Origin of the sequence: Gilliamella sp. A7 (assembly GCF_002142015.1) — a bacterium.
Taxonomy (GTDB): Bacteria; Pseudomonadota; Gammaproteobacteria; order Enterobacterales; family Orbaceae; genus Gilliamella; species Gilliamella apis_A.
Genome location: NZ_NASN01000009.1, coordinates 13,969 through 34,521, shown reverse-complemented (window position 1 = coordinate 34,521; position 20,553 = coordinate 13,969). Strand labels below are relative to the sequence as shown.

Annotated in this window: 17 protein-coding genes, 1 tRNA gene and 1 pseudogene; 14 read left to right on the top strand and 5 right to left on the bottom strand. The window is 33.8% G+C overall.

What is annotated here, in order from left to right; genetic code table 11:
* Positions 1-20 precede the first annotated feature (20 nt).
* From tssA to tssE, 5 genes are read left to right on the top strand one after another with little or no spacing between them, the layout of a single operon-like run.
* Positions 21-1,628 carry a type VI secretion system protein TssA gene (gene tssA, locus B6D18_RS04160; RefSeq protein WP_086363284.1) on the top strand — a complete coding sequence of 536 codons (1,608 nt, stop codon included), beginning with the start codon at positions 21-23 and terminating at the stop codon, positions 1,626-1,628.
* 55 nt (positions 1,629-1,683) lie between these two features.
* Complete coding sequence (gene tssF / locus B6D18_RS04155) at positions 1,684-3,447, top strand: type VI secretion system baseplate subunit TssF (protein WP_086363283.1); 1,764 nt, start codon at positions 1,684-1,686, stop codon at positions 3,445-3,447.
* Positions 3,411-4,451, top strand: coding sequence for a type VI secretion system baseplate subunit TssG (gene tssG / locus B6D18_RS04150; RefSeq protein ID WP_086363282.1), 1,041 nt, complete (start codon positions 3,411-3,413; stop codon positions 4,449-4,451). The genes tssF and tssG overlap by 37 nt, the downstream gene beginning before the upstream one ends.
* Before the next feature lie 15 nt (positions 4,452-4,466).
* Complete coding sequence (gene tssJ, locus B6D18_RS04145; RefSeq protein WP_086363281.1) at positions 4,467-4,985, top strand: type VI secretion system lipoprotein TssJ; 519 nt, start codon at positions 4,467-4,469, stop codon at positions 4,983-4,985.
* Positions 4,982-5,410, top strand: coding sequence for a type VI secretion system baseplate subunit TssE (gene tssE / locus B6D18_RS04140; RefSeq protein WP_086363280.1), 429 nt, complete (start codon positions 4,982-4,984; stop codon positions 5,408-5,410). The genes tssJ and tssE overlap by 4 nt, the downstream gene beginning before the upstream one ends.
* An 803-nt stretch (positions 5,411-6,213) precedes the next feature.
* Here tssE and malI read toward each other — a convergent pair.
* Entirely contained in the window at positions 6,214-7,212 is a 999-nt protein-coding gene (malI, locus tag B6D18_RS04135) for a Mal regulon transcriptional regulator MalI (protein ID WP_086363279.1), read from the bottom strand.
* A gap of 182 nt (positions 7,213-7,394) precedes the next feature.
* Here malI and malX point away from each other — a divergent pair, with 182 nt between their 5' ends.
* The 3 genes and pseudogenes from malX (at position 7,395) to B6D18_RS12980 (ending at position 11,575) form a co-directional block, all read left to right on the top strand.
* Positions 7,395-8,975, top strand: coding sequence for a maltose/glucose-specific PTS transporter subunit IIBC (malX, locus tag B6D18_RS04130; protein WP_086363278.1), 1,581 nt, complete (start codon positions 7,395-7,397; stop codon positions 8,973-8,975).
* Between the two features lie 68 nt (positions 8,976-9,043).
* Positions 9,044-10,228, top strand: a complete 1,185-nt coding sequence (locus tag B6D18_RS04125; protein WP_086363277.1) for a MalY/PatB family protein — start codon at positions 9,044-9,046, stop codon at positions 10,226-10,228.
* A gap of 539 nt (positions 10,229-10,767) precedes the next feature.
* Positions 10,768-11,575 (top strand): annotated as a pseudogene (locus B6D18_RS12980) (KilA-N domain-containing protein).
* A gap of 28 nt (positions 11,576-11,603) precedes the next feature.
* On the opposite strand, the gene B6D18_RS04115 reads toward B6D18_RS12980, so the two are convergent.
* Entirely contained in the window at positions 11,604-12,422 is an 819-nt protein-coding gene (locus B6D18_RS04115) for a helix-turn-helix domain-containing protein (RefSeq protein ID WP_086363276.1), read from the bottom strand.
* A 224-nt stretch (positions 12,423-12,646) separates the two neighbouring features.
* Here B6D18_RS04115 and B6D18_RS04110 point away from each other — a divergent pair, with 224 nt between their 5' ends.
* Positions 12,647-13,255 (top strand): 4'-phosphopantetheinyl transferase, encoded by a 609-nt coding sequence (locus tag B6D18_RS04110; protein ID WP_086363275.1) that lies wholly within the window; start codon positions 12,647-12,649, stop codon positions 13,253-13,255.
* A gap of 4 nt (positions 13,256-13,259) precedes the next feature.
* Here the strand turns inward: B6D18_RS04110 and B6D18_RS04105 are convergent, their stop codons facing one another.
* On the bottom strand, positions 13,260-14,789 hold the full coding sequence (locus B6D18_RS04105) for a DHA2 family efflux MFS transporter permease subunit (protein ID WP_086363274.1): 1,530 nt from the start codon (positions 14,787-14,789) through the stop codon (positions 13,260-13,262).
* Positions 14,790-14,797: 8 nt separating this feature from the next.
* The gene (locus tag B6D18_RS04100) at positions 14,798-15,973 is read right to left on the bottom strand and encodes an efflux RND transporter periplasmic adaptor subunit (protein ID WP_086363273.1); all 1,176 of its coding nucleotides are present in this window, start codon (positions 15,971-15,973) and stop codon (positions 14,798-14,800) included.
* A gap of 914 nt (positions 15,974-16,887) precedes the next feature.
* Between B6D18_RS04100 and B6D18_RS04095 the strand changes: the two genes are divergently transcribed.
* Positions 16,888-17,826 (top strand): MBL fold metallo-hydrolase, encoded by a 939-nt coding sequence (locus B6D18_RS04095; protein WP_144063948.1) that lies wholly within the window; start codon positions 16,888-16,890, stop codon positions 17,824-17,826.
* Between the two features lie 613 nt (positions 17,827-18,439).
* Here the strand turns inward: B6D18_RS04095 and B6D18_RS04090 are convergent.
* A tRNA-Ser gene (locus B6D18_RS04090) sits at positions 18,440-18,527 on the bottom strand.
* Between the two features lie 193 nt (positions 18,528-18,720).
* Here B6D18_RS04090 and B6D18_RS04085 point away from each other — a divergent pair.
* The 4 genes from B6D18_RS04085 to ispF are packed head-to-tail and all read left to right on the top strand — an operon-like array spanning position 18,721 to position 20,543.
* Complete coding sequence (locus B6D18_RS04085; RefSeq protein WP_086363271.1) at positions 18,721-19,038, top strand: TusE/DsrC/DsvC family sulfur relay protein; 318 nt, start codon at positions 18,721-18,723, stop codon at positions 19,036-19,038.
* A gap of 21 nt (positions 19,039-19,059) precedes the next feature.
* Complete coding sequence (gene ftsB, locus B6D18_RS04080; RefSeq protein WP_086363270.1) at positions 19,060-19,353, top strand: cell division protein FtsB; 294 nt, start codon at positions 19,060-19,062, stop codon at positions 19,351-19,353.
* An 8-nt stretch (positions 19,354-19,361) separates the two neighbouring features.
* Positions 19,362-20,057, top strand: a complete 696-nt coding sequence (gene ispD, locus B6D18_RS04075) for a 2-C-methyl-D-erythritol 4-phosphate cytidylyltransferase (protein ID WP_173795304.1) — start codon at positions 19,362-19,364, stop codon at positions 20,055-20,057.
* 12 nt (positions 20,058-20,069) lie between these two features.
* Positions 20,070-20,543 carry a 2-C-methyl-D-erythritol 2,4-cyclodiphosphate synthase gene (gene ispF / locus B6D18_RS04070; protein ID WP_086363268.1) on the top strand — a complete coding sequence of 158 codons (474 nt, stop codon included), beginning with the start codon at positions 20,070-20,072 and terminating at the stop codon, positions 20,541-20,543.
* Positions 20,544-20,553 lie beyond the last annotated feature (10 nt).

Genomic DNA, 20,553 nt, shown 5'->3' with positions numbered 1-20,553 from the left:
TAAAATAATGGGTTATTTTTATGTTTAGTCAACTATTGAGTCGTTTTTTGGGACAGCAAGATTCTAAAGAATCAATGACTCTGCAATTAAATCAACATTGGGTAGATTGGTTACAACCAATTAGTCCGGACAAACCGGCTGGTGAAGATTTAACGTATTATGATTCTTTTCAAGAAATCAAAGAAGAAATTACCAAACTGTCAGGTGTTAATTACACGTTGATTACAACGGAAAGCGAAATAATATTGAAACAAAACAGTAAAGATATTCGTGTTGCTACTTATTATTGTTTGGCTCGTTTACATCTCGATGGTTCCGAAGGATTTGCTGATGGTCTTGAGTTGCTTGCCGGATTATTGGATAAATTCGGCTCGTCGATTTACCCTTCACGTCACAATATTCGTAAAAATGCCATAGAGTGGCTTGCTAGTAGCAAATTTATTGATGAACTCAATAAATTACAGCCGATTCCAGAGACGTGTTTAACGCGCATTATTGTTACATTAAATTGGATTGATACCTGTTGCAAAGGGTTGTTTGTTAGTGAGGATCTTAATCATCCGATTAGTTCTCCTGATTTGACCGCATTGGTTAATTTTTTTACTAATGGACTAAAACAACCTGTCAATGTAAATAAGTCTGAAGAAAATATCCCCTTATCAACGCCATCTCCATTATCTGTACCAAATAGTGTTGAAGGTGAGGTAAAAATTAGCTCTCAAAGAGACTTACTTGAGCAAGCACGAAAAATGGCATCTTTTTTACGTGAAAAACCAGAAGGCTACTTAGCCGCAGGACGCTTTTTACGAGTTGTTCGTTGGGATACTATTGTTGATTTACCGCCAGCTGATTATCGAGGTAAAACACGATTACCCGCACCAAGAACCGAGCTTAAACAACAAATCAGTCGTTTAATTATTCAACAACAATGGCTACAGCTTTTTGAACGAGTCGAAGGCGCTTTTATGGAAAATGCTAACCACTTCTGGTTAGATTTACAGCGAGCGACGATAATGGCTCTAAAAAAAATGGGCGAACCTTATCAATCCTGGGCTGATATCTATCTGACCGATATCGGTTTGATGCTTGAACGTTTAAATGGTATTGAACATCTTTGTTTTGAAAATGGGATGCCGTTTGCTGACGATGAAACATTAAGTTGGATCGCTAACAATGCACGTATCCATCATTTAGATGATGGTGACAGTATGGCCCCAATTGCCATTTCGGGCGAAAATGATTGGAATGAGATTGAAAAACAAGCGTTAGAACTCGCCCAGACCGAAAATTTAGAGAAAGCGTTTCAATGGTTACAAAATTTACCGTCGCTACGTTCTCCCAAACAACGATACTTTTTGCAATATACGCAAGCACGAGTTGCAGAACAATTTGGTGAGCATGATACTGCACTTAAACTTTTAAGTGGGTTAAATGAACAACAGCAATGTATTACATTACTACAATGGGAACCGGAATTGTTATTCGATGTAAAACGATGTTTATTGCGATTAGTTAAACAAAAAAATCAAGTTAAAGACAGTAAAAAACTTGATGTCTCTAATCAAATTGAACTACTGCAACATGAATTAATGCAACTTGATCCAGCAAGAGCATTGAGTTTGATGTAGTGTCATTGATTGTATTTGCAGGGGAATAACAACATGATAATAAAAGAGATGAATAATGGATGATTTAATTCTACGCTATTACGAATCAGAGATGCGCTATTTGCGAGAAGCAGGAAAAGAATTTGCGAAGATTCATCCTGATCGAGCAAGCCAATTGAATTTAGATCGTGTGGGTGACCGCGATCCTTATGTCGAACGCTTATTTGAAGGTTTTGCTTTTTTGACTGGACGATTACGTCAAAAAATTGATGATGATTTACCTGAACTTACTGAAAGTTTAGTTAGCCTGCTTTGGCCACATTATTTACGCTTAATTCCTTCATTATCGATTGTTGAGCTTACGCCTGATTATGCAACGTTGTCACGGCTTGAAGTCATTTCTAAAGGGTTGAAAGTGCAAAGTGAACCACTTGGTCAGGTAGGCACTAAGTGTCTTTATCGAACAACCCAAGACGTAATTTTGCAACCCATCAAAATTAGCCAAGCTAAATTGGGTGTCCATCATGATGGACGAAGTATCATCACCTTGCGTTTAAGTTTTGGTGAGTTAGCTGATTTTGAACAGCTTGATTTGTCTAAGTTACGACTATATTTAAATGCAGATGGGCCTATTGCATCAACACTGCATTATGCATTAACCCAACAGGTTGCGTCGATGCATTTACGCTATTCAACTGATCCTGAAAATCGGATAGCAGTGCAAGGGAAAATAACATCAGTTGGTTTTTCTGATGATGATCGATTATGGCTAAAACCAGATAATGCTTTTGCCGGGTATCAGCTTTTATTAGAATATTTTGCTTTTCGCGAAAAATTTATGTTTGTTGATCTGCATGGATTAAATATTAATGAAGTACCTGAACATTGTAGCTACATTGATATTGAGCTAGTTTTGAATCAAAGTTGGCCAAGTGATATGCCGTTTGATCATGATAATATTCGTTTGCATTGTGTTCCTATTATTAATCTATTTGATATGGAAGCAGATCCGATTATTGTCAACCAATTAGAGAGTGAATATTTACTGCGCCCATTATTGCGTCAAGATGGGCATGTGGAGGTTTATTCTGTTGAGCATGTTGAAGCCATTACCCGTAATGGGCGTTATCGTTATGTACCCTTCACCAGCTTTAAACATCGAGGTGGTATGTTAAGGCATGATGCTCCAGAAAGATACTATCATACCCGAGTTCGTAAGGGTGCATCAGGATTACATGAAACTTGGTTAATTCTAGGTGGTAAAATTTGGGATAAAGATGAAATATTTGAAACTGAAACATTATCATTACAAATAACCGGAACAAATGGTATGTTGCCTCGTAAAGCATTACGAAATGCACGTATTGATGAGCTTTTTCAAGCTCAAAGCAGTATAGCCCATGTTCGAAATTTGTGTTCTCCAACATTACCTTGTTATCCGCCAGTAGAAGATCGCTTTTACTGGAGAGTTTTGTCTCACTTAGCACCTAACTATCTCTCATTAATGAATGCCGAAGTATTGCGTGGAACTTTGGCATTATATGATTGGACTGATAGCGAACTTAATCGCAGGCGGTTAGACGGCATTGTTGATGTATCTCATCGAATGATTAAGCGTATCGAAAAAGGGATGTTACAACGAGGTATAGAAATAGAAATTACGCTTAATAGTTATCAATTTGCTGGTGAAGGCGATGTGATGCTTTTTGGGGAGTTGTTGCATCAATTTTTTGCATTGTATGCCGATGTTAACTTATTTACCAAATTGGTTATTATTCTTTTACCAACAGGACAAAAAATTGTATGGAACCACAGCAAAATATCGAAAACAGCCCTTTAATGCAAACACTTGAAAATGTGTTGCCAAAAATGAATTTCTATCGTTTTTGTCAGCTGCTTGAACAGATGTATGCAGATGAGCCGGTACTTGGTAGGTATGAAACTCCAGCAGCAGATCCTTTGCGTTTTGCTCCGTCCATTGATATGTCTTTTCCTGCTGGTGAACTGAAATATATCGAAAGAGCACCTTATATAAATCGGCCAACTACTGTAAGAACTCGATTTTTAGGATTGTATGGGGTTGACTCCGTGCTACCTCTTGGTTTACTTGATAATATCATCCGTCGTGAAGAAAATTATCAAGCGATGACCGATTTTTTAGATATGTTTAATCATAGAATCATTACACAGTTTTATCGAATCTGGTTAAAATATCATTATCCGGCAAGTTTTTTAAGTGGAGGTAAAGATCCATTATCACAATGTTTGCTAGGATTGACGGGGTTGGGTATAAAAGGGACAGCTGAACAAATTGGTACCCCATCATCTCGTTTTTTTGCATTATTAGGTTTGATCACACAAAAAACGCGGACAGCGGATGGAATTGTTGGGTTAGTACGTGTTTTGGTAAATGATGCAAAAGTTGTTGTCAATGAATTTTATCCTATTTGGCAATCAATTGATAACCCAGCTAAATTAGGTAGTAAGGAACAATTAACTCTAAATGGAAGTGCGGTTTTAGGCTCTCGTTTAAGAGAGTGTAATCAAACTATTCATATCGCGATAACTCCACAACATAAAGAGCAAATTGCTGATTTATTACCAGGTGGGCAATTACATTATGATCTTTTGGCTTTGTTACGAGCTTATTTAGGTTACCAAGTTGATGCAAAAATGACACTTTATATTCAACGTCATTTTTTACCACGTTGCAGGCTTACATCGAAAAATAGCCGATTAGGCCAAACAGCATCATTTACTAAGACCTCTAAAAATGGTGGACTTACTCAAGATGAAATTGCTGTAAATATTGGGTATTACTCTGGAATTGATTACGTTGCATAATAAAAAGGAATAAGTATGAGATTAATTTATACATTTATGATTAGTGTATTATCCATTGCGTTAACTGGATGTGGAATTGTACAAAGCGCATATGAAGGTACAGTTGACTTAAGTAATTCTGTTTTTTCATGGGATATTAGGACAATACATTTAGATATTACTGCGAGAGCCGAATTAAATATGGATGATGATAATCTTTCTTCGCCAGTCGTCATTCGCATATATCAGTTAAAAAATGCCGATATGTTTAATTCAGTGTTTTATGAAGATCTAGTTAATCAAGATAGTGATGCATTAAAGGAATCATTACTCGAAAGTAAAGAACTGATTTTAAAACCAAACACGTCACTTTCTGTTGATATTCCTTTTGATAAAAAAGCTGACGTAGTCGGTATTGCCGCACTTTATAAAGCCCCGAATTTGAAAGAAAATAGTTGGCGACTTGTGTTAAAACGTAGTGATTTGAATATCATTAAGCCGCGTGAGATTATTGCAAGTCAATATACAATTACACTACAGGATGAAAGTAAATGAGTGCGTCATTATACGATATTCTTTATGGTTATTTTGAATCAGGTATCCCCATTGATGATGTTGCCGAAAATGAACAAACCATTATAAGTGTTATGGATAATATTGAACGTATCTTAAATAGTCGGGCTGGTGCAATAAAACATATGCCTAACTATGGTTTGCCTGATATGTCAACAATCTTTCAAGCCTTGCCTTCATCAGCTTATATTCTAATGAGAGCAATAGAACAAACACTATTAACGTATGAACCAAGAATTTCTTCAGTTGATATCAATTTTGAAGAAAAAAACAATGACACCATGGTATTGGCTTATGAACTTATTTGTCATTTAAAAGAAGGTGGACTAGTGAAGTATGGGACTTACTTTATGCCTGATGGCAAAGCCTTTTTAAAATATACACGTAAGGGAATAAATACCCACTAATATTAGTGGCATTCTTAAGCGTTTTTAGAGTACTTCAAGTTAACTCATCTTTTGTATAATCATACAGATGAAAACAAGTAAAATCTATTAACGTCATCGTTATCCAGTCGCTATTATTAGTCATTGGGTTTGGCTCTATTATCGTTTAACCTAAATTGGCAGAAAACGCTATGATTATTTCATTACTCATGTCAATAACAGATAAACATTGATGTTGGGGGATTTACTAAGTGTTTCCATCGAATCGGGGAAATAGGGTAGTAAAACAATCTGTCCTGCGATGTTGCCCAAAGGTCAAGGCTCAATAATATTGAATATCATGATGTAAAACAGATATTGGCAATACCGTTATATTGCTTTAAATCTTTAATATCAGCCTTTTTAGTTGGTTTGACATACAGTTTCTCCATTTCAGTTAATTAAAAATAGGAATTATTTTCACGGAAGAAAGTACCTTTTCCGTTGGGTTAAAAGCTTTTATGTTCCGGCTCTCAATCATTGTCTTACGATGACACTGACTCACCAGAATGTCTCTAATTTTGTTTTCACTGATTATGCTCAGTTAATAAGCAAGATGTACTCAATGAGTGCTTGCCATTCTTGAATAATTTGACTAATACTCATGATAATTAAAGATTTAATCCAAATTAGATCTCGTTTTTTTTATTCATATTTATTACAGTTTTTTTCCTAATACTGTAAATTACGCGAACTAATCTTACATTAAAAGATTATACTTTCAGGCAAAGGTTATTAAACAGAAAATAGACATTAATAAAAAGCACGACGAATAAAAATAATCGCTAATCAATAACTAATTCAGGTGAGATAATAATTTGCTTAATAGAGGATTGTTTTTGCAGTAACGTATAGGCGGCTTGACGACCAATTTCAATCGGTTTGTTGTCGACGTAACTGATTAAATTTTTTGCCATCTGTATTTCGGCTTGTGTACCAAAACTCATTATTTCTACTTGTGGTTCCAAATAGCTCACCAATCCCCCTTTACCAATTGTTCGACCAAATTTAGATGCACTCAAAATTAAAGATAGCGTTGCAGACGTATCATGACACAAAAAAGCGGTAACGTTGGGATGTTGTTTTAGCAAAAAGCTAACATCATCCAATAATTCTGGCCGTTCATTAGGTACTATCCATTCTGATCTAAATTTTAATCCATGTTTTGAAAGAATATGACCAAATCCGGCTAAACGTTCTGCTCGCGTTAATGAATTCGTTTTTCCTCCTAAGTAAGCTATCTGACGATATCCTTTGCCAATAAGGTATTCCGTTGCCAACTCTGCGCCTAATCGATTATCAGAGCAAATTTGAGAGATATTACTCAAGCTACTTGATTGAGCAACAATGACTAAGGGGATTTTGTGCTTATCAGTTATTGTCTTAATATCATAGGTCTGTATTCCGTTATATCCTAAAATAATGCCTGATACATCTTGCTCTATGAGTGAATTGACGCTTTTTAATAATCCTTCTTTAGTCATATCTGATTGCAACAAAAAAAGAATATAATCTTGCTTTGAAAAAACCTCATTGATACCGGTAATAATGCTCGCATAAAAAGCGTCTCTAATATCACGAACAATAACACCGATAATTGCCGATTGACCACTGCGTAACCTTGCTGCATTTTTATTACGAACATAACCGAGCTGTTCTATTACTTGATTAATTTTTTGAACAGTCACATCAGATATTCGCCCTTTTCCACTCAATGCGAGTGAAACAGTAGTAACAGAAACATTCGCATGTTTGGCTACATCATTAATTGTGGGTTTTCGCATCGTATTAAATTCATATAAGTTCAGATCTGATTATTATTTTAGTCATTTTAATTTAAATTTCCCATAGTTATATTTTTTTCTCGTTTTGTGATATGTGTCTCATTTATATTGGGTAAAACGTTTTACCAAAATGCAAAGAAAATGTTAATTTAAGCAAGGTCAATCAACTTTTAGGTAAAATCATGACGAATAAAGCAACAAAAGTCACTTTTTGGGAATTTTTTCAAAGCCTAGGTAAAACATTTATGTTACCTGTCGCTTTACTTTCTTTCTCTGGAATTATGCTAGGTATAGGAAGTTCACTTGCTAGCCAAGATGTTCGAGAACTATTACCTTTTTTAGATAATCACGTATGTATAGCTATTTTTACTTGGATGAGCAAAATAGGATCATTCTCATTTAGTTTTCTTCCTGCAATGTTTGCCATTGCAATTCCTTTAGGGCTCGCTAGAGAAGATAAGGGGGTTGCTGCATTTTCAGGTTTTGTTGGTTATACCGTACTAAACTTAAGTATTAACTTTTACCTTACTATAGTTGGTATTTTACCTCAAGCCGATCCTACTATATTAAGAACCAACGATATTCAGTCTGTACTTGGTATTCAATCAATTAATACGGGTATTTTAGGTGCTATTTTTGTTGGTATTTTAGTGTATTTTTTACATGAACGTTTTAGAAAAATTCGTCTGCCCGATGCATTAGCTTTTTTTGGTGGTAATCGTTTTGTCCCAATTATTACCATGTTAACTTTTGGCGTATTAGGTTTATTTGTTCCTATCGTTTGGCCTTTTTTTGCAAAAGCAATTAGTGGTTTAGGTTATGTTGTTAATAGTGCTGGTGCATTTGGTCCATTTATCTTTGGTACTGGCGAACGTTTGTTATTACCTTTTGGTTTGCATCATATTCTTGTTGCGTTGATTCGTTTTACTGATGCAGGCGGTACTATGGAGGTCTGTAATGAGACAGTAAGTGGCGCACTAACTATTTTCCAAGCTCAATTATCATGCCCAACAACGGCTGGGTTTTCTGAAAGTGCAACGCGATTTTTATCACAAGGAAAAATGCCATCATTCCTAGGTGGGTTACCTGGCGCTGCATTGGCAATGTATGTTTGTGCTAAACCTGAGAATAGAAGCAAAATTAAAGGACTCCTCATTTCTGGTGTTGTTGCATGTACTATCGGTGGTATCACTGAACCATTAGAATTTTTGTTTCTGTTTGTTGCTCCAATTTTATACGTGATTCATGCTTTATTAACTGGAATCGGCTTTATGGTAATGTCGTTACTTGATGTTACCATTGGTAATACTGATGGTAATATTATCGATTTTGTCGTATTCGGTATTTTACATGGTACAAGTACAAAATGGTACTGGGTCCCTGTTATTGCAGCTGTTTGGTTTGTGATTTACTTCTTTGTATTTAAATTCTTCATTTTGCACTTTAATATCAAAACACCGGGTCGAGAAGTGGAAGGAAAAAACGATAATAATACCAATGTTCAAACAAACACAAACAAATCTGGCTATAATGTGGCTCAAATATTAGAAGCATTAGGCGGTGCAGATAACATCGTTTCTTTAGACAACTGTATTACTCGGCTGCGTTTATCAGTCAAAGATATTAACATTGTTGATGATCAGAAGTTGAAAGCCAATAAAGCCATTGGGGTTGTTCGTCTTAATGAACATAACTTGCAAGTCGTGATAGGTCCACAAGTTCAGTTAGTTAAAGATGAATTGCAACAATATTTGATTCGATAATAGTGAAATTAGGTGGTGGTAATGTCAATTTATCACTACGATTTTCAAGATCACAAAGGAATACCATAATGGTTTTGTCAAACTTATTTGATTTTAACACCCCGACAGATCGTAAAGGTACATGGTGTACACAATGGGACTATGTGCAAGATCGTTTCGGTATTGCTAATTTAGTCCCTTTTACCATCTCTGATATGGATTTTAAAATTGCACCATGTATTGAAGAGGCATTACATCGACGAATTACCCATGGAGTATTGGGGTATAGTCGTTGGCAAAATGAAGAATACCTTGATGCAATTAAATATTGGTACTCATCACAATTTAATGCAAAAATTGATACTAATATGATTGTATATGGCCCGTCCGTAATTTATATGGTTGCAAAATTAATCAACTTATGGAGTCAACAAAATGATAGTATTGTCGTTCATACTCCTGCTTATGACGCATTTTATAAAACAATTATTGGTAATAAACGTAAAATAGAATCCTGCCCTTTAATTAAAAGAGACAATAGCTGGTATTGTGATATGAATTACCTTGAAACATTACTGGCGAAAAAAGAAGTTAAAATTTTATTGTTATGCAATCCTCATAATCCAACAGGTAAAGTTTGGTCAAAACAAGAATTAGAGATTATCGCGGCATTATGTGAAAAATACCACGTCAATGTTATTAGTGATGAAATCCATATGGATATGGTATGGAAAGGCTCTCATAATCCATGGTGTGAATATGGAAAAAATAGTTGGGCGGTCTTATCATCAGCATCGAAAAGCTTTAATATTCCGGCTTTAACAGGTGCTTATGGTTTAATACAATGCGAAAAAACCAGAGAAAATTATCTAAATCAAATTAAGGCCTGTGATGGTGTTTCCTCTCCTGCAGTGCTTTCACTCGTTGCCACCATTGCAGCTTATAAAGAAGGGCAAATCTGGCTCCATGAATTAAAAAACTATCTTTATAACAATTTAGATTTTGTCGCCAAACAATTGAATCATGCTTTTCCACAACTAGATTATGCAATACCTGATTCAACTTATCTGGCTTGGATTGATTTAAGAAAGCTCAACATAGATGATATAAAATTACAAGAAAACCTTATCCATGAACAAGGTGTTGCTATTATGCCCGGTTATACCTATGGGCCTGAGGGAAATCAATTTTTACGATTAAATATTGGTTGTCCGCGTAGTAAGGTCGAAACTGGTGTGAATGCAATTATCAATGCAATTAAGGCATTACAGTAATACAAAATCATTTTTATCTAATAAAGAATCATCAATCAAAGATTGTTCCCCTAGCATAAAAAATTTAGGGGAAAATTAGCAAGGTCCAAATTTTTATAATGAGTTGAATTATGCAAAGGGGGGATAATCGAATTCAATAAAAATACAAAACAGTTCAAGTATTTTTTGGTAGATATTCAAAGCGTAGATTGAAATGGATTACTCTGGATGAGTGTAGTATTAATGAAAAAGTGGAAATAAAAAAACACCTGTCATCAAATCTATAATATTGATTTATAATAATATTTATGCATTAATAAATTTTTATACAATCCCATTGGACGTTTCGTTGGGCGTTCAAATATAGAACTTATTTTGAGTAAAATAATATTATTTTTAATCAAAGTTAAACCTAAATTTTGAGTGTATCAAATTATTTATTGACTAACTATTTTAGCTTTTCTTTGTTGAGTTTGTTAAATATACTGATAAAGTTGAACCAATCAAACCCATTAGGCGTTTTTGATCTGCCAATTGGAAACACCACGAAAAACTGTAATATTGTGGTGCAAGGACCGCCTATTACGATTACAAACAATCATGAACAAGGATTACATTTCACTGACTGATATGGTGAAAAATTTTGAAGGTGGTAGTGCTTTAATTGAGCAATGGCTGAAAAATAAAGACACAGTACTATTTTTAGGTGTATAGGAAAAATTAATAACTCCTGTTTTTAATTCCCTCGAATTCAAGAGATTTAAAAATGAAACAGGTCGAAACAGTTTCTACCTCTCTGCTAAGAAATGGAGTGATCTCACCGGAGCTATTGACCTACAAGCCAAGGCAGGTCGTTACGGTGGCTCTTATGCCCATAAAGATATTGCTTTTGAGTTCGGCTCATGGCTTAGTCCTGAATTCAAGCTTTATCTAATTAAATAATTTCAAAGATTTAAAGATGAAGAAGCCAAAGCAATGTTACTGGAATGGAATTTCCAACGTACTTTGGCAAAGGTCAACAACCGCATACATACAGATGCTATTAAAGAACACTTGATTCCGATACAACTAGCAAATGCACAGACAGGGAAAGTGTATGCCAGTGAAGCAGACTTACTGAATATGGCTTTGTTTGGTATGATAGCAGCACAATGGCGACAAGCCAATCCTGATCAAAAAAGAAGCATACGTGATGTTGCTACATTAGAGCAATTAGTCATTTTATCTAATTTGGAAAGTATTAACTCAGTCTTAATTCATCAAGGTATAAGTGCTTGCGAACGCTTGATACAGCTCAATGGTATTGCGATTAATCAAATGCAATCTTTGGTCAATATTTCTGAAATGAAGAATCTTATATTCAGTTAGTAGTATATAAACGATAATATAGTGTATTTTAGGTATGTAATGCCTGAAATACGCTGTACAAACAGTAATGTTTTCCGCATATAGTGTCTTTATTATCAATTATTAAAGCTCGTTTCAGTTGTGATGGTCTCAGCCCCAAACTAGATAAACATGTTCTGCTAAAATGAGCCGAATCAGAAAATCCCATATCATTGGCTAATTTTGTCAGTGTTGTAGGGGAGTCGAGTGTATCAATTACATCCTGTAATCTTTTCCACAATAGATAACCCCTGAAATTAATACCCAACTCAGAACGAAAAAGATGAAGAAAGCGACTTTCAGAAAGGTGTATTTTTTCGGCGATTTCCCTCGATGAAATTTGCTTTATGGGTAATGATGAAATAATAGAGACTGCTTTATTAATGCGGTTATCTTGATCACATGAACAATTAGGATCTGACTCACGTAATAACTTATAGACGTGATAAAGATCAAATGGTTGGCTAATCGTAACAGATTTCATAAAATAACTGGCAATTTTTAATGCTTCTTCTTTAGTTAGAAAATAAACAGGATTAGTTTCAGTAAAATGCGATAATAAGTGATAATAGGGATTTTCTGGGTCAATAAGCAAATTAATACAACAGACATCTGGTGCGCTCAGTTTATGAGGAACATTTGATTGAATAATAAAACCAAACACCTCTTTTTTTTCATCTGGTGTTTCTAGCTCAAAAGACATATTGTGCAATGATATTGTCAATTGAAGAGAAGGGTGACGATGCCAATCCGTCGTGATATTGTTTATAAAAAGCAATGTAGATAAATTTTGTCGGTGCACTTTAACTAACAGATCATTGTCTAACATGATATTTTATCCTTGCTAAATAAACATCCTTGCCATTAAAAACTGTAACATAAACAATATGTAAAGACTATACATATATACGTAATTCGATTAACTTAAACTAACTAAAGGATAACACATATCATGTATAAAGTTAATCAAGAACAATACAAACGTATTTTTGGCTATTTTAAACCTATCACCAAAAACTTTATTATAGGATCTCAAAATATTTCGCAATCTTTTTGCCATTTTCAGTAGATAATTTTAATATTAATAATTTTGATGATTTACCATTAAAATTAAAAAAAGATATTCAATACATTCCAGTAAGGAGAAAAATAGAGTTCTTAGCTAGTAGAATGTGTTCAGCTACGGCATTAGAAAACTTATTGCGTGATGGAGAATATTACTTGAGACTAAAAAGTTCCAACGGAGCCGTTTTATGGCCTAAAAACATAGCTGGTTCAATATCTCAATCTAATAATTTTGTAACTGTGGTTACAATAAAACACTCAAATGAGGTTGAAAGCATAGGAGTTGATATAGAAAAAATAATGTCCATTCAAAAAGCAATTGATTTAAGTCAAACGATCCTAAAATGTCCTACTCCCAGTGATATCATAATGGACATAACACATTACATTACTTTAGTATTTTCAGCCCAAGAGAGTTTATATAAGGCGTTTAGCTCAATTGGTATTATACTTTCATATGAAGATATTTTTTGCATAGGTATAAACAAAGAAAAAACATGTACATTGCATGTAGATAATCCGATCAATAAAGTTTTTGAAGTTCATTTTTATTTTTCAAAATATCATAATCTTGTTATGACTTACGTACTTATCTAACCAACTATTTTTCTATTTCATTCTTTGATGTAATGGTTGATTTTGCAAACCAAACAACTATGATTAATAGTAGAAAAATAATTCCATATAGCCAAAAAATTTCGTTGGTTGCGATTACCAGCCCTTGATTAGTAATATTTTGTGCTAGTTTGGCCGAAGCTTGAGTTTCAGAAAAACCTTGCAACTGAAACTGCTGATATGTGTATTCTAGCGTTTGTGTATTTTGATTCATTAGATCAGTTAGTTGGTTGTGATGAATTGCTTCACGATGTTCCCATAATGAATTTGTTAAAGAAGTACCAATGGAAGTAGATAATGTTCTAAAAAAATTAAATAAACTTCCTGCTGCCGCTAACTTGTGAGAAGGTATATCAGTTAAAATTATTATATTCAAAGGCATAACAAAGCAAGCTATCGCAAATCCTTGAAAGAATTGGGGCCATGCTGAACTCGAAAAATCCATATTAGGCTCAAACGAGTAAGCTCTCCAAAAAAAGCACAAAGCAAAAACAATGAAACCAAAAGTCACAAGCTTCCTCATATCTAAATAAGGAACCAAACGACCGACAATTGGAGCAAGAACGATAGGAACTAAACCGATGGGAGACAATGCTAATCCTGCCCACGTTGCAGTATAACCAAAAACTCGTTGTAATAGCTGTGGTTGCATAACTAATGTCCCTATATGTAGCAAAAATGCCAAACTTATGCAAATCGTCCCTACTGTAAAATTTCTTGATCTAAATAAAGATAGATCAACAATAGGATGATTCGATGTCATTTCCCAAAGAACAAAAAAAGAAAGTGTTACTAATGCTATCACAGATAAAATAATAATTTCAGATGAATTAAACCAATCCAGTTCTTTCCCTCTATCTAAAATAAGCTGTAAACTACCAACACCAAATATTAATAAAGCAAGCCCTATAGTATCTATTCGAGATTTACTTATTTCTGTTTCTCGTCCTTTTAATAATATTCTAATACTTATCCATGCTATTAGACCAATTGGCACATTTAGTAAAAAAATCCAGCCCCAAAATAAATTGTCACTTATCCATCCACCCAAAATAGGTCCGCAGACGGGAGCAATAATAATAGTCATCGACCATATTGCTAAAGACATATTTTTTTTGGAATCTGGAGAGTTAGCTAATAATAAGCTTTGAGAAAGAGGAATAATTGGTCCAGAAACCGCACCTTGTAATACTCGTGAAATAATTAACATTTCAAGGCTGTTGGACACACCACATAACCAAGAAGCAAATACAAACAACAAAATTGAAAACAAAAATAATTTAACTTCCCCAAAGTACTTAGCTAGCCATCCAGATAAAGGAATTGAAATGGCATTGGATACGGCAAATGATGTAATTACCCATGTTGCTTGACTACTTGATGTTCCTAGGTTTCCAGCAATAGTAGAGAGAGCTACATTGGCAATTGTTAAATCTAAAATTTGTAAGAAGGCCACTGTTGCCAATGCAACAATAAGCCCAATTAATTTTGCACCTGATAGATATAATGGTGACATTTTATGATTCACTGAATATTACTCTCTAAAATTAAGTTATTTTGCATAATTTCTCGTACTAGTTGCTCGAATTCATCTAAGTCGTAAGCAAGTACATCTGTTTGATATTTAATTTCTTGAGGTGAAATATCAGTAAGTAATTTTCCACTTACATCACTGGTATCCACTGTTACATACATAGATAACCCTACCCGTAATGGATATTCCTTAATTTGCTCTTTATTCAATTCAATACGAACAGGTAAACGCTGAACTACTTTAATCCAATTTCCTGTTGCATTTTGTGCTGGTAATAACGAAAATGCACTTCCCGTTCCCATAGCAATTCCTGTAATCACCCCGTCGAATTTAATATCATCTCCATAAAAATCACTAGTTAACTTAACTTTTTGTCCTATTCGAATGTGTTTTAGTTGAACTTCTTTAAAGTTAGCTTCTACCCAAACTTGATCCAAAGGAACAATAACTAATAATCGTTCTCCTCTATTAACCTGTGTTCCAACTTGGACTTGGCGCCTCGAAACATATCCAGTGACAGGGGAAACAATTGTTACTCGTTTTAAGTTAAGCCAAGCTTCCTTTAGTTTAGAAATAGCTTGCTGAATACGTGGCTGTTCTAATAATGAATTCTGCATTAATAGGGCATTATTAATTTCTAACTCTTGCTTGGAAATATTTAAGTCATTTGACGCAATTAACACATCTTGCCTAGCATGATCTATTTCTTCTTTTGAAATAGCATTACGAGACCAAAGGCCTTCTCTCCGAGCTAAATCTTTTTCTAATTTATCTAATGTTGCTTGTTTTAATTGAATACTTGCTAACAATTTTTCAGTTGTCAGTTTGATCTGTTGAGTTTCTCTTATTACCTTGGCTAATTCATTTTTTGCATAACTAAAATTATTTTCAGCATCAATTGATTCTAATTGAGCGATAACATCTTTTTTTCTTACAAAGTCATTATCATCAACGTAAATGGAGGAGATTCCTCCGCTTATTTGAGTATGAATTGGAATTTGATTTCCCATAACATACGCATTATCTGTAGATTCTGTAAACCGAGAAAACATGTACCAAAAAATGAAGTATCCTATCCCTGAAACTAGGAAAATAACAGATAAAATAATCAATTTTTTATATCGTGTTAAACCATTGAATTGTCGGCCATCTGGGTTGTTTTCCATAGTACACTCCATTTACATCTTTTATTTTAATCATTGCTTCTATGAACAGCATCACAAAATGCTGTTTCATTAAGCAGACATTCCACCATCAATAACTAGAGTTTGACCCGTAATATAATTACCCCCACAATCGAGTAAAAAATTCACAGACATAGCCACTTCCATATTATTTTTTATTATGTTACTCCATCTCTTGTTTGGTTATTAGATTGTGAAAAGTTAACGATATTATATAAATGGGTGAGTAATATTGTCTTGAACAAATAAGCTGACTTCATTTTATAAAATAAAATCATTGATTTATTTAACTCTATATATTTCAAATAGTTACTTATTCTTTGACAATTATTTTCATTTAAAAAAAAGAACGAGAGATCTAATATAGCTAGTTTATTCAATTAAATAACCTTTGAATTGATATATGTTCACCCAACATATATTAATTAGAGGATAAAATTCATGACTTACGACTGTGTAATCATTGGTGCTGGACAAGTTAGACTGTGTTTAGCATCATTTCTGACTAAAAAAATATCACTGTTCTTATATTATAAATGTAAATACATGATTTTTAAATGGAAAAAGTGACGGAGAAGAAATTGCTGGCTCTAATCACTATAGAAAACAAGCTGTATCGCCTTACGTTATGCCTATATATGTGAATAAATTAATAAGAAAAATAAAAAAAGATTCCGAAGTAGATATAAAATCATTCTATGTTAGTGAAAAAATATGGCCGATAGATTTAAAAGACATATAAAAAGCAAAATAACATCCAATCCAATCCTGCTTTCAGACAATCAAACCAAGACGTTTTTATGGAAGCCGGTGAGGAGAATTTTATGGTTATTAAAAATAATAAGCCTACATGTGCAGCTGGAAATGCAGCAACATTTTGAGCAATAAGATATTTAGTGACATCAAATAAAATTTTTGATAATTATATATCTCATATTGGAGTTTTCCCTCTTTGTTCATTGGATAATGTATTAAATGGGTATAGAGCTGCTACTTCTTTCTATGGAAATCTCAATTTACCATGCTTGTTAGTTTTTTTTGGAAAATCATGTTTTGAGTTGTATATGAAAATAAAATTGTTAATTAATGATATTAGAGGCTTCAAATTAAGCCCCAACAAGGGTGTTAGTTTTTATATTGAAGATGATAATACAAAAATTCTAATGGATTGTGGATCTGAATGGAGTGAGAATTTAACTCTAAATAACATAACTTATATAGTTTTATCACACGGTCATTATGATCATTCTGGTGGAATAAAACATGTAAATATAAATCAGGATGCATTAGAAAAAATAACGCTGGTAGCGCATCCTGATGCATTAGAAAAAAGATATGCCATCAATCCACTAAAAATTCGATCGGATGGCAGGTTATCCTTGGAAAAATTGAAAACAAAATTTGATATAAAGTTAACAACAGAAGCTATTTGGTTAACAAAAAAAATGGTATTTCTTGGTGATGTTGGTGGATGCAAATTACCCACAGGAATTATTAAAACTGATAATAAAATAAGGTTAGACTATATTAATGATGATTCTAGTTTAGTTTATTGTTCAGAAAAGGGATTAGTCATTATTACCGGATGCAATCATGCTGGTTTGAAGAAACATATAAATAAAGCTATCAGAATAACTGGGGATAAAAGAGTTTATGCAATAGTTGGTGGATTACATTTTAATGGGCTTTCTGTATTAAAATTACCATTCGTGCTTAGAATTTTAAAAAAAACAAATACGACTAATTTTTATACATGTCATTGTACAGGTAAAATTGCAGAAAAAATATTAAATTCAAAAAAAATGTCTACTGGTGATATATTAGAGTTTATATAATCTATTTTTTTTGTCTTAATGATAGTGCTGTTATGTTAAAAACTTTAAATATGTGATGGCTTGTTTGTCGACCAATCACTTTAAGTCCAAACAAATATAGCCATCTTTGTTCTCTTCAACTGTTTTTTTCTCTTAACAACTTTCGACAGTTGCGCGCTTCTTCTCTTACTTCCGACAAAGAAACAGTATGTGTAGCGCCAAGTCTGATTCAATGCGCTCTTTTTAAAATTAAAACGAAATATCTAAGATTTTGCTCCTGATTCTCTAGCGCAAAGTCAACCTCCATCGCCATAACAATCAGCTGTATTTATTTTTTTCACAGATAAAGTTGTCTGTTTTTCAATAAATCTTGCCATGAATAATTCCTCAACATTTTTTAATGCGTTGAATTATGCAAAGGGAGATAACTGAATTTAATAAAAAAATACAAGGCAGTTCGAGTATTTTTCGGTGGATGTTTTGTTAGACGTTCTAAGCGTGGATTGAAATGGATTGCTTTGGGTGAGTATAAGATTAATAAAAAAGTGGAAATAAAAAAATCCACATAACCTTATGACTACCAAGATTTTAGTGGATTCTATTACATTGCAGTGGATTCTGCCATAAAAATAAATGGCGGAAGCGCAGAGATTCGAACTCTGGGAGGGTCGCCCCTCGCCGGTTTTCAAGACCGGTGCTTTCAACCGCTCAGCCACACTTCCGCAATGGCTGTGAATATTAAAGGAGAAGGACTTGTTTGTAAATAGTAAATTTAATATTTTTTATCGACTGCTTTAATTTTCGCCAAATTCGGGTGGAATTAAGCAAAACTAGATTGTTTACTCGCCAAAACTAGTGTTGCAATCTCATTAATCGAGTATAATACGCAGCAAATATTAAGTTGTGTTTTGAAAAATGTTAAATCAAATAGAAACTGATGATAAAGGTTATTTAAAAAATTGGCAGGATTGGACTGTTGATTTAGTACCTGAATTAGCTACTACAGAATCTATAGAGTTAACTGATGCTCACTGGGAAGTGATTTTATTTGTTCGTGATTTTTATTTAGAGTATAAAACTTCTCCGGCAATTCGTGCATTGGTTAAAGCAATGGAAAAAAAATTTGGTCCAGAAAAGGGCAATAGTCGCTATTTATATAAGTTATTTCCTGATGGCCCAGCTAAACAAGCAACTAAACTTGCAGGCTTACCGAAACCTGTTAAATGTATTTAAGTTGAGAGATAAATTATACTTATGATTAGATGGAAAATTCCATTTTTACTACTACTAGTACTGAGTTATTTACAGTATTCATTGTGGTATGGAAAGAATAACATTTATGATTATCAAGAGAATGTGCAACTGTTACAGAATCTGCATCGAGAGAATGATATGTTGAAAGCTCGCAATGAACAGATGTTTGCGGAAGTTGACGATTTGCAGAAAGGCTATGAAGCGATTGAAGAAAGAGCACGCAGCCATTTAGGTATGGTTAAAGCCGATGAGTATTTTTATCGAATAATTATTGATTCTAAAGCAAAACAATAAGGTATTACGTGACAAATAATAGTGATATTATCGCAATCGTTCCTGCTGCAGGAGTGGGTTGTCGCATGAAAAGCCAATTACCTAAACAGTATTTAAAAATTGGTCCAATGACAATATTGGAACATACTATACAAAAGTTATTAACTCATCCCAATATTTCCTGTGTGGTGGTGGTCATCAGTCCTGAAGATAAGTTTTTTAATACACTTGGGCTTGCTTTGCAAGACAATGTTAAAGTTGCTTATGGCGGTGAAACTCGAGCTGATTCTGTATTAGCTGGTTTGAATTTAGTTAATGATAACCAATGGGCCTTAGTTCATGATGCTGCAAGACCATGTGTGACTCATGAAGACATTACTAAATTAATTAATCGAGTATTACAAGAAAATAAGGGTGGAATATTAGCAACACCACTAAGTGATACGATTAAGCAAGCTTATAGAGATAATCAAACTGTTATTGATCACTCTATCGATCGAACTTATTTATGGGGCGCTGCTACGCCGCAATTATTTAATGCTGGTGAACTTAAAACATGTTTAAATAAAGCATTAAAAAATAACATTGCAATTACTGATGAAGCATCGGCTATAGAGTATTGTGGTGGTCATCCATTATTGGTGGAATGTCGTCGAGATAATATAAAAATTACTCGACCAGAAGATTTAAACTTAGCATCATTTTATTTAACTAATCAAAATTAATATAGGTAGATTATGCGAATCGGTCATGGGTTTGATGTCCATAAATTTGGTGGTGAAGGACCAATTATATTAGCTGGAGTGAAAATCCCTTATCAGTTTGGTCTTGTTGCTCATTCTGATGGTGATGTGGTATTACATGCTATTACTGATGCATTAATTGGTGCATTGGCCTTAGGTGACATTGGTAAATTATTTCCAGATACAGATCCTAAATACAAAGGTATAGATAGCCGATTATTATTGAAAGAAGTGTATAATATTATCCAATCTAAAGGTTATAAATTAATTAATTTAGATACGACCATTATTGCACAAGAACCTAAAATGAGACCTCATGTAGATCAAATGCGGGTTAATATTGCTGAAGATTTGCAAGTACATTTTGATCAGATTAGTGTTAAAGCAACGACGACTGAACAATTGGGTTTTACTGGCCGTAAAGAAGGTATAGCTTGTGAAGCCGTAGTGTTATTAGCAAAGAAATAGAGACAAATTA